Annotated in this window: 7 protein-coding genes and 3 pseudogenes; 7 read left to right on the top strand and 3 right to left on the bottom strand. The window is 39.2% G+C overall.

The window, feature by feature from the left end:
• Positions 1-93 precede the first annotated feature (93 nt).
• The 3 genes from A372_RS0100970 to A372_RS0100960 all read left to right on the top strand — a co-directional run bounded on the left by A372_RS0100970 (position 94) and on the right by A372_RS0100960 (position 4313).
• Complete coding sequence (locus tag A372_RS0100970; protein WP_019418981.1) at positions 94-1269, top strand: DUF262 domain-containing protein; 1176 nt, start codon at positions 94-96, stop codon at positions 1267-1269.
• Positions 1266-2717: an ATP-dependent nuclease gene (locus A372_RS0100965; protein WP_019418980.1), complete on the top strand. Its 1452-nt coding sequence runs from the start codon at positions 1266-1268 to the stop codon at positions 2715-2717. The genes A372_RS0100970 and A372_RS0100965 overlap by 4 nt, the downstream gene beginning before the upstream one ends.
• A gap of 609 nt (positions 2718-3326) precedes the next feature.
• Complete coding sequence (locus tag A372_RS0100960; protein ID WP_019418979.1) at positions 3327-4313, top strand: alpha/beta fold hydrolase; 987 nt, start codon at positions 3327-3329, stop codon at positions 4311-4313.
• A 706-nt stretch (positions 4314-5019) separates the two neighbouring features.
• Here the strand turns inward: A372_RS0100960 and A372_RS0100955 are convergent.
• Positions 5020-5562, bottom strand: a complete 543-nt coding sequence (locus tag A372_RS0100955) for a hypothetical protein (protein WP_019418978.1) — start codon at positions 5560-5562, stop codon at positions 5020-5022.
• 81 nt (positions 5563-5643) lie between these two features.
• On the opposite strand from A372_RS0100955, the pseudogene A372_RS35795 reads away from it, so the two are divergent.
• From A372_RS35795 to A372_RS0100935, 4 genes and pseudogenes are all read left to right on the top strand, one after another.
• Positions 5644-5942 (top strand): annotated as a pseudogene (locus A372_RS35795) (flavodoxin domain-containing protein).
• Positions 5943-6329: 387 nt separating this feature from the next.
• Positions 6330-7157, top strand: coding sequence for a helix-turn-helix transcriptional regulator (locus A372_RS0100945; protein ID WP_019418976.1), 828 nt, complete (start codon positions 6330-6332; stop codon positions 7155-7157).
• Positions 7158-7243: 86 nt separating this feature from the next.
• On the top strand, positions 7244-8218 hold the full coding sequence (locus tag A372_RS0100940; RefSeq protein WP_019418975.1) for an ABC transporter substrate-binding protein: 975 nt from the start codon (positions 7244-7246) through the stop codon (positions 8216-8218).
• Positions 8219-8286: 68 nt separating this feature from the next.
• Positions 8287-8652: a cupin domain-containing protein gene (locus tag A372_RS0100935; protein ID WP_026010820.1), complete on the top strand. Its 366-nt coding sequence runs from the start codon at positions 8287-8289 to the stop codon at positions 8650-8652.
• A 188-nt stretch (positions 8653-8840) separates the two neighbouring features.
• On the opposite strand, the pseudogene A372_RS32825 reads toward A372_RS0100935, so the two are convergent.
• Positions 8841-9425 (bottom strand): annotated as a pseudogene (locus A372_RS32825) (RNA-guided endonuclease TnpB family protein); the annotation flags it as partial.
• A 510-nt stretch (positions 9426-9935) separates the two neighbouring features.
• A pseudogene (locus A372_RS38240) lies at positions 9936-10168 on the bottom strand (IS110 family transposase); the annotation flags it as partial.

The following is a 10168-nucleotide window of genomic DNA, read 5'->3' as shown; positions in this document are numbered from 1 at the left end:
CGTATCATAAGTAGGGCGAATTATCATAATAGTACAACTTATTTAGTTTAAAAGTTATAATGATATTATCTATTTATATTGGAGGATAATAACATGAGGCTTATGCCGTCTGACCCAGATATAAGTACAATTGTGAACCGGATCAAAGATGGGGATATTAACTTACAGCCAAACTTTCAAAGGGGAGAAGTTTGGGGAGAATCTAAGAAGGTTAGATTGATAGACAGTATTTTGAGGGATTGGCACGTGCCACCAATACATGTTGTTGAAATTAAAGAAAGTGGTAGGCAGGATGTTTTAGATGGCCAACAACGTTTAGTTGCCATAAGGGATTTTGTTAGCGGACAGTTCTCAATCGATGGAACAATTGAACCGTTAAATGAAGAAATATGTAAACTTGATGGAATAAAGTATAGCGAACTTCCCCCAAACTGGAAAAGGAAATTTGACAAATTTACTATAAGAGTATATAGCATTACTGATTATTTACCCAGCGAGCCAGGTGAGCTTTTCTATAGACTTAATCAGCCTACTAATCTTACCTCTGCTGAACAAAGAAATGCTTTTTACGGACCAGCGCGGGAACAAGTTAAAATGATTGTTGAGTTATTTTCGGAATGTGGGCTTTCAAGAAAAGAGATAGGCTTTTCAAATTCAAGAATGGCATATGATGATGTTATTGCTCGTCTATGCCTATATTTAGATGCTGGAAATTTGAGAGACAAAATAACAGCAAGTATATTGGCTGATAAATTTAGAAATGAAGATGGATTTACTTATCAAGCAGTAGAACGTGCGAAAAGTACAGTTATTTTGTTTTCAGAAGTGATAAGATATATTGAGGGAAATATAAAATTTAATAAAGCAACCTTATTAAGCTGGTTATTGTTTTTAACACGGGTTAAAGACCAGCAAGAAGATTTAAAAGTAAGTGAATTAGGCTATTTTATTTTCGATTTTGAGAATTCAAGAAATACATATAAAACTGGTTACATAGATTTTGATTTTTCCCATAATATATCAGGGGCGCTTTTTAGTATTTTCTCAGATCGATCAAGCTCAAGAGTAGCTGATGTATCATCAGTGCTTATACGCGATGTTGTTATCTGGATAAATTATTTTATGAAGAATAATGATATTTCAACTGATTACCAATTGCTGTCTAAAATAAGAAAATTAGTAGACAGACTAAACCAATACAGTAGTTTTGATCTAGAGAGTGATCTTCTCCTATTAATTGATGATTTTGAATGGGGTACAGATATATGAGAACAGCTAGGGTCGGTGATTACTGGAGGAATTTATACGAGAAACCGTTTAAGTTCAAGGTATCAAGAATTGTATATGGAAATTTAAAAGGTATTGGGGCGGGAGATGTTGAGTTTTCAGGGGGAATAACAGCAATATGTGGTGGTAATGGAGTAGGAAAAAGTACTTTGTTGAATGCTATATCAAGTGTACTTTCATCAGAACGATTGTCTAGTAATAAGTCGATTAGTGTAAAGTTGGAGGGGGCTGAACTTGTCGGAGAGTTCACCGATTCCGGGAACTTATTGACAAGAAAAGTTAATTTTACATCTACTAAAGTTGAGGCAGAACCAGAAACTATTAGCGTAGAATCTGTTTGGATAGATGGCTCTATTCAAGCACCTTCATTAATAGACATATTTTCCAACATGCCGAATCTTGATGAATTATTAGAATCTGAGGAGCCTAGACTTGTATCTGAAGAGGAAAAATCCCACCTTTCATATATTGTTGGCAAAGATTATAGTAGTTGTGAAATATACGAATTAGAACTTGAGAGTTATGGGATTGTCCCCTATTTTAAGGTGGTATCTGATGGGGTTGAATATGGTTCAGAGGCTATGGGCTTAGGTGAGATATCACTACATTACATTTTGTGGAATCTCCTGCGGTTGAATAAGAATTCTGTTGTCCTAATGGAGGAACCGGAAAGCTATTTGGCTCCACGTTCGCAAGAAGCCTTACTGGATGTTGTGGCGAAAATTTCCGCTGAGAAACGGCATTGGGTAATATTGACTACCCATTCGCCGAGTATAATAAAAAATATACCCGTTAAACATGTACGAATTCTTAACAGAGTCAATGATTCAGTAGAGGTATCTATACCAAACAATGGATCTGAATATATGAACTCTCTTGGTTTAAAACCCCAAAAGCTGGGTGTAATTTTGGTGGAGGATAGATGTGCAAGAGAACTAACAAAATGTTGGCTAGCTAGATTTAACCCGAGTATAATTCAAGAATATGAAGTTGTTGATATTGGATCTAAGGAAAAAATCCTACAGCAGATTCGGGAGTTTCCGTTTGTGGGGCATTGGTTTAAGCTCATTGGAATGTTTGATGGTAACGAACGTGGTAGACTAGAAGTGCAGAATAAACACTGGAACTATTCATATCTACCGAGTGAATTAGCCCCCGAACAGCTATTAAAAATGATTGCGAAATCGATGAGAAGCCAGCTTTCTGAAATTTCAGGGCGGGATATCCAGAGGATAAATGCTGCACTGCATAGTCTTGACGGTAGAGATCATCATGATTGGATAAACGAATTTCCTAGACAGATAGGACTCAGTTATGAACAACTCATTGCTTTCTTGTTCGAGATAAGTATGTGTGATGAGTCATATTTAGAAAAGTATAAAACTTCATATGAAGAATTTCTTAGAGAACTCAACAGACCATATAATTGAAAAAGAAATATTTGATATCCAAAATCGGATTGAGCGCCATTTTAGAGTGGCGCTCTTTTCGCTTTTATCCTGATACGGTGAACCGTATCACAAATAGTACGAATTTTTTTAGTAAAGAGCGTGAATAGATATAAATTGGATTGCAGACACATCTCAAAGAGATGTGTCTTTTCGTGTTACTTGTATAAACGCATCCAATACACAAACCTCATTCCTCAGACGGAGAAGGTATCCATCCGAAGCCAGTTAATTAGATCGAGATACTGCAATAGAATAAATATATCAATCTAATCGCTTTTTGTACGGGAGAGGAAGATTATGAAGTGGAGGAAATTATTGAAGTACGGGGCGCTGGGAAAATATCAACGTGTCCCTTTAACTGTAAATGAAACAGCTTCTTAATCAAACGATCATCTTATAGCACTTTAGATAACTATCAACTTTCAGATTCATCCGATACTTGGGAATACACTAATGTAAATTATGGATTGTTGGGAATGTCTCTGGATCTTTGACAAGGTTTGAAATCGATTTTTCCGCTTTACCACTACTTGTGATACGGTTCGTCTTAACGGGAATAATTATTGAATTAACTGGAGGGAGTAAAGAATGAACAAAAAGGATAACAAGCTTAATAGGGATTCAGAGAATAATCTCTGCCATATTGATACTATTGAAGCAATCGAAATTGGTGACACTCAACAATGGATTGCTTTAAGGTCAGAAAACACTTCCAATCCAATTATACTGTTTTTACACGGTGGCCCCGGTACGGCGCAGATTGCTTTTTCCCGAAAAGCACAACAAACGCTGGAAAAAGACTTTATTGTTGCAAACTGGGATCAGCGAGGAGCAGGCAGGTCGTATTCATCCAAAATAAAAAAAGATGATATGCTGATTGAACGGTTCGTTTTAGACGCAGAGGAGCTTGTGGAGAGCTTATTGAAGCGATTCAAGCAAAAACAACTGTTTCTTGTAGGCCATTCATGGGGTAGCATCATCGGCGCGCATCTTGCGGCCAAACGCCCTGATTTGTTGTGGGCGTATGTCGGTATCGGACAAGTTGCAGATATGGCACGTGGAGAATTGCTGTCCTATAAATTCACAATAGACGAAGCAAGGCGTATCGGCAATAAAAAGGCTGTCCGAGAATTGGAACACATAGGCGAACCTCCTTATGTAAATCTGAAAGCGGGCGGCATACAGCGAAAATGGCTTGGAAAATTCGGCGGTCAGACAGTGAACGGAACGGCAATCGGTATGGTCATCAAGAATATAACCGCCCGCGACCTTGGCCTGTTAGGGTTAATTAGTTTTGCCAAAGGCGCTGCATTTTCTCTGAAAAACCTGGAGGAACAAGTGAACTCTGTAAATCTCTTTCAGGAAGTTCGTGAGATAAAAGTTCCAGTTTTCTTTTGCTGTGGCCGCCGGGACTATAATGTTCCATTTGAGCTTGCTGTCGAATATTTGGAACAGCTGAGTGCCCCGCATAAGGAGGTCATCTGGTTTGAACATTCAGCCCATTCGCCTAACTTTGAAGAGCCAAATGTGTTTCATGAGTTCTGTTTAACAAAACTGAAAAGATGCATAGTATAAGGATTATGGACTAAGCACCTTTTCCATAAGGATAAAAATGGATACCGCCATAACAGGAATTTGTTTATTACATTGCCGTCTTAGGGCGCCCCATCAGGCGTCCTTCAATTTCGCTCTATTTGTGTTACGGTGAACCGTATCATAAATAGGACGAAATTTTGAGTATTTAAATACCGTTCTAAGGGAGTTTTTGACTCTGCAAAAATGGAAGGTAATTACTCCTTTAGTAGTTTTGAAACCAAAGATTGCGATATCGCCAATCGAAGAGCAATTTCTTAAGTCCATGGATTTCCTTGGTACAATTTGATAAGTCAACTTGGTTCAACTCCTAGGAAAATAATATCATTGATATCAATAATATTGTTAAAATGAGAGAGAGCTGTCAAGCTGTATAGTGATGAACCCTCCTGAGATAGTAGAAATACGATATGTACCTCTATTTTCTTTTGGCCATAGAAAAGCCACTCTTCCCTTTAAATAGGAAAGGGTGGCTTGTTCTGATAATTATATTCCTTTTCCGAAGAGATTAGTCTCTTGGAACCACATATTCGGAGAGTTTTATTCCTTTACTTACTTCAGTAGCGTAAGACGGGAGCCTCCCCTTCTCCCCGTTCAACTCTGGCAGGGTCGAAGCAAAATGTAGTTGGCATTGGATTGACCCTGCCGCCACTTTCCCCAAAAATATTCGCTGATGCCAACAAGATTACTACATGTCATCGATATCAAAACCTTCTTCTTGATCCGTCTTAGCAAGCCAGTTTGATTGGGGAAAAGTTTTAAGCTGTATTCCTGAAAGTCCACGATCGCCATTGCTCCTTACGGCATCGATCGTAAATCCTTTCATTTTCAAGATGTCTTTAGTGTTTTGGATTAGTCGATTCTGTGTGTATTGACTAAGAGAGTTATGGCCTTCTTTCCTGCACCAAGCCCGGAACGCTTCACCTATATTTTTATGGAGCACACGATCGTCAGGGGTTCCTTTAACAATGATTTCTTCTACGAACGTTTCGACCGGATTAATTTCTTCCTTATATGATCCTAATATCTCATCTGCTGCTTTTGATGGAGTGAAAACGTAACCGTTGTCTTTCAAACGACGCAGTCCATATAAAGTAAAATTTAGTATTTCTGTAAGTTCTTTCAGAAGATCATCAATAAGTACATTAGCCGGGTGCGGCATTTTTATTGTCCATATAGGTTGACAATGATAATCGTTATCAATAATGTAAAAATAGACGAGAGTCCTCATGCCCACCTTTCCGCATTCCAGCGGCAGATTTTTGATTGATTCCGAGTTTACACAGCCCAGTTAAAGGAGGAGATTCGGATTATGGCGGCTATTAGATTGATTTATGGTAGCATGACGAGCAATATAGAAGAAATGCTCAAGCCATCGCTCAGGGGATACGTGAGGAGGGAGGGGAACTGACCTTAAAATCGGTTCTCGATGCCAATGCCTCCGAGCTGGAACACTATGATTGTATTTTGTTGGGCGCTTATACATGGAGGGACGGGGAGCTGCCGGGGCTGAAAATCGAATTATCGCCGAGTCAGCAGGAATGCGAGGACTGCCGAACGTTCGGCAAACGATTTGTCCGGTGTCTGACCGGATTGAAGGAGGCCAAATAAAGTGGGCATTTTGTATCGGATTTTGCAATCGATTAAAGAGGGGCCCGAGTCATGAAGAGTTTTTGAGCATGCTTTAAGAGAACGAAGAAGCCGGACAGTCGGAGCATCCCTCTTCTCTGGTCGATATGCTGCTTGAGCCTTTCGGAAAATCGAATTAAGTCAGGAGCGATTACATCTTGAAACCTTCAATATTTCCTTCCGAATTATCCGCTGATTAGTTGGAAGAACTGTGGTATAAGCTACGCAAAGCGGAATTGCTCCTCACCTGACAACTGGAACAGCAGCTTGTTGAATCGTATGTACTGCTTGTGGTCAAGAGCCGCACAGGATGTACAACGATCGATCTCAGGATTACCGGTAAACTACTATTGAAATGAGGTATGCAATGTGAAAATCGACGTTAATCAGTTAGCAGAGCATCTTGCACACACTCCTTTTCAAGTAGAAGGAGTATATCGATATGCTAGAAATCCAGGTGTGCCTTACGCTGACTATACAGATTCTTTTCCTGGATTTGTGTTTCCACTTACAGGTAAGGTGCAATTTGAATTTAATGGCACGCCTTATATCTTTTCCCCAGGAAAAGTTGTGCATGGGGGTGCAAAAATGAAACTAGCTCAAAAAATGTCTGGTAAAACCGACTGGGAATATATTCTTGTACTATACCGGGTATGTAACTCGGAACTAGAAGAGTCAAGCTTTTCTCATCAGCATTTTGAATTATCAACAGGACAATCTCCTCGTCTTATCGAATTAATTATGCGTCTTTGGCATGTGTATAATCAGCGTGGAGGCATTTCGATGTTTCAGACCGAAATGCTGTTTCGTGATGTACTGAATGAAGCCTTATTATGTGTTGATAATAGGCAAAACAGCTGTGAATCGCATACTTTATTCGAACGGGTATCTAATTATATTCATGAATACTATGATCAAAGCCTTACAATAGCATCGCTTGCAGAACAACATAACGTTAATCGAAATCGGCTTTCTTACGTATTTAGAAGACATGCAGGTATGGGACCAGCACAATATTTATTAAAATATCGTATAAATATGGCGCAAGAAATGCTATTTACAAGTGATGCGCCTGTACAACAAATTGCGCGAACTGTTGGAATTGCTGACCCCTTTTATTTTAGTAGAGTGTTCAAGAAACAATTTGGTATTTCTCCTACTGAATATCGAGAGAAGTTCATCAATAATCCATGCTAATTTCAACAGGCATCCATTCTAATCTAAAAATTACTTTACTATACTAATGGTAAGCCAAAGAAAACATTATGTTGGAGGAATTTCGTATGCAAAAGATTAAAGGCCTGCTAATCTCAATGCTATTATTAGCAGGCCTACTAGCAGGTTGTAATGAAACACCTGCTGAAAATAAAGGATCAACTACAGAAGGCGCATCTACATCAGCAGTTAATGTGGATGCAACTTGGCCAAGAACATTTAAGGATGCCTTAGGTAAAGAAATTGTTATCGAGAAAAAACCAGAAAAAATGGCCTCGCTATGGTATTTTTATCCTGAAATATTAGTTGCATTAAGCGAGCCGCCTGCTGCTTCTACTGAAAAAGAATATCTATCTTCTTTATCTTATTTAGAAGGAAAGATGGATTCAGCAGAAGAATTAGGAAATAAAGTGTCTCCTAATATTGAAAAAATTCTATCTATTAAGCCTGATTATATTTTAGCAACAGAACATCATGAAGCATTGTATGATTCACTAGAAAAAGTTGCGCCAGTCATTACGTTAAAATCCAAGGATATCTATGAAAATTGGCAATATGGACTCCGTACAGTAGCCGAGATCATTGGAAAAGAAGACGAAGCGGAAAAAGTAATTGATAAAATGATGAAAGAAATCACAACTGGGCGTGAAGCATTAAAGTCGATTCAAGGAGAGTCAGTAGCACTTATATTGTCTTGGGATGGAAAAACTTTTAATGTTCTAGGTGAAGGAAATCCTGTCTATACACTTGCGTTTGATAAAGAAAAGGGACTGGGGCTTACACCAGATACATTTGTAGGTACTAATAATGAATTTACTACGTTTGAAGGAATTGCAACTGTTCAAGCAGACCATATTTTCCTTATAGGTGACATTACAAAAGAGGAACAATTAATGAATGGCTTAAAACAAAGTAATGTATGGAATGCTATGAATGCCGTAAAGAAAGGCAATGTCTATTTAATGGATAATTCCGCTATTACTGGTGGGCCATTAGCTACTGAATACGCTATGCAAAATATATTAACTGCCTTGCGTAAGTAGATAATGGTTAGCTCTTGCCTGTTCACTGTAACGGTAGCTTGAAGGCCAAAAAATAAGGAGTGATTACTATCCATTACCAAGCGATTAATCTAAATGAGAAACTATCTGAACTTAACGATCTTTGGTCTCTGAAAGTCATTGGTGAAATGAATGACTATCAATTTAAACTCATTAAGATTGCCGGGGAGTTTGAATGGCATAGTCATGAAGAGACCGATAAGGTATTTATGGTGATCGAAGGGGAGATGATCATTGATTTTCGTGATGGTCAGGTTAAAATCTCCAAGGGTGAGATGATTGTTCTCCCGAAGGGGATCGAGATGAAGCCTTCCGCCGAAAAGGAATGCCATATCATGTTGGTGGAGCCTAGAAGCATAGTAAACAATGACGGTACTGAGTCCGAATTAACTGCAGCCAATGATACTTGGATCTAGTGTTTGTTACTAGTACGAACTCAATGTATGAGAAAATGGTTCACTTGACATTCCCACGGCTAAAGCCGCAAGGTCACTAACGTGACTGGGATTCTTGAGTAGTTAACGTCCTCAATCCATTTCTGCTTTGGACAACTCTCAAGATTAGGGCGTGTCATCGCCCCTCCTAAGACAGTGCATGTTGTATCTTAGGCTGACAGACTGTTACCATCTGCCACAGGTGCGTAGCGAATGTTCATCGCTCCCACAATATCACGATGTTTCTCGAATCCACATTGGCACTTATATGTTCTATCGTGTGCCTTGTTCTTTTCGGAACATTTCAGGCATGATTGACTTGTATAGGCAGGATTAACATACTCTACTTTGATCCCAACTATGTTTGCTTTGTACTCGATGAAAGTAGATAGACGATAGAAAGACCATTTATGTAGATTCTTTTCGTTTTTACGACTTGTTCTTGTCGTCTGCCTGATATTCGTTAGTTGCTCTAAGCGAATGACAGAAATCTGATTCTCAACTGCAAAACTGACGATTTCACGACTAACCTTGTGGTCTTTGTCTTTCATCCATCTTTGTTCTTTATCATCTAATTTGCGAATAGCTTTTATTTTCTTGTTTTTTCCTAGCTTTTTACGAACACTACGAAACTTCCGTTTCATGTATTTATTTTCTCGTCCATTCCCAAAAAAGCGAACCTTATCATCGTCTGTGATGGTTACCGCAGGAACTTTCAGCCCTAAGTCAACGCCTAAAATCCTTGTACCTGTTTCCAATTTACAGTGATGGGCTAAATTAAATTTTCTAAGCACTACACTACATTAGACTGACCTCAGTAATAGAAATAGCGGCAGCCAGGGACGAGAAAATAAGTTCTAGACTGCCGCTGTTTTATTGAACTCCCTCGGTACGATATAGTTTTCACACGAATGCTCACTTATTCACAGGATTTCACCCTTGCTAGAAGCAAAGAATGATTGGATGAGGGACCTCATAATAGACCTGAGCAACATGAAGGCGCAAGGAAATACAGGGGAAGATCAAAACCCCGTATTTTTCCATATACTGCACACATTCTCCACGCCGCCCCTGAAGGTTTTCACTCCCATGTCTCAACGGGTCTATGCCCTTTCATTCCTTCGTTACACCTGTCCAAGGGGTGGAGGCCGGTCTTGCTATCGTTACGGGTCGGTGCCCTTTGGTTAAATACATCCGGTACTCCGTGCTTTCTTTGAAATCCCGCGAATAAGACAAAACTCGTACAACAAAACGGTAATTGTAGGTTAAACTGCTAGCTGGATTGGCATCGTTTTAGGAGGGTTGTAGGCTTCACCGCTGCGAGCCATTCCAACTAAAATTCTAGCTAATTTGCCACACAGTTTCATAATGGACCTCATTTTCTTTATCTTCTTTACCTGTACATTGTATGCATGCATAGCTTTAAACTCCGGATTGTTCGCTACTAAACTCATCGTCATCATGAAGATAAAACGTCGGAGGCGAGAGCGCCCACGTT

The sequence above is a fragment of the Paenibacillus sp. OSY-SE genome, from assembly GCF_000283315.1.
GTDB classification, from domain to species: Bacteria; Bacillota; Bacilli; order Paenibacillales; family Paenibacillaceae; genus Paenibacillus_B; species Paenibacillus_B profundus.
The sequence above is the reverse complement of the archived record's forward strand: the minus strand, read 5'-3'. Positions and strand labels throughout refer to the sequence as shown.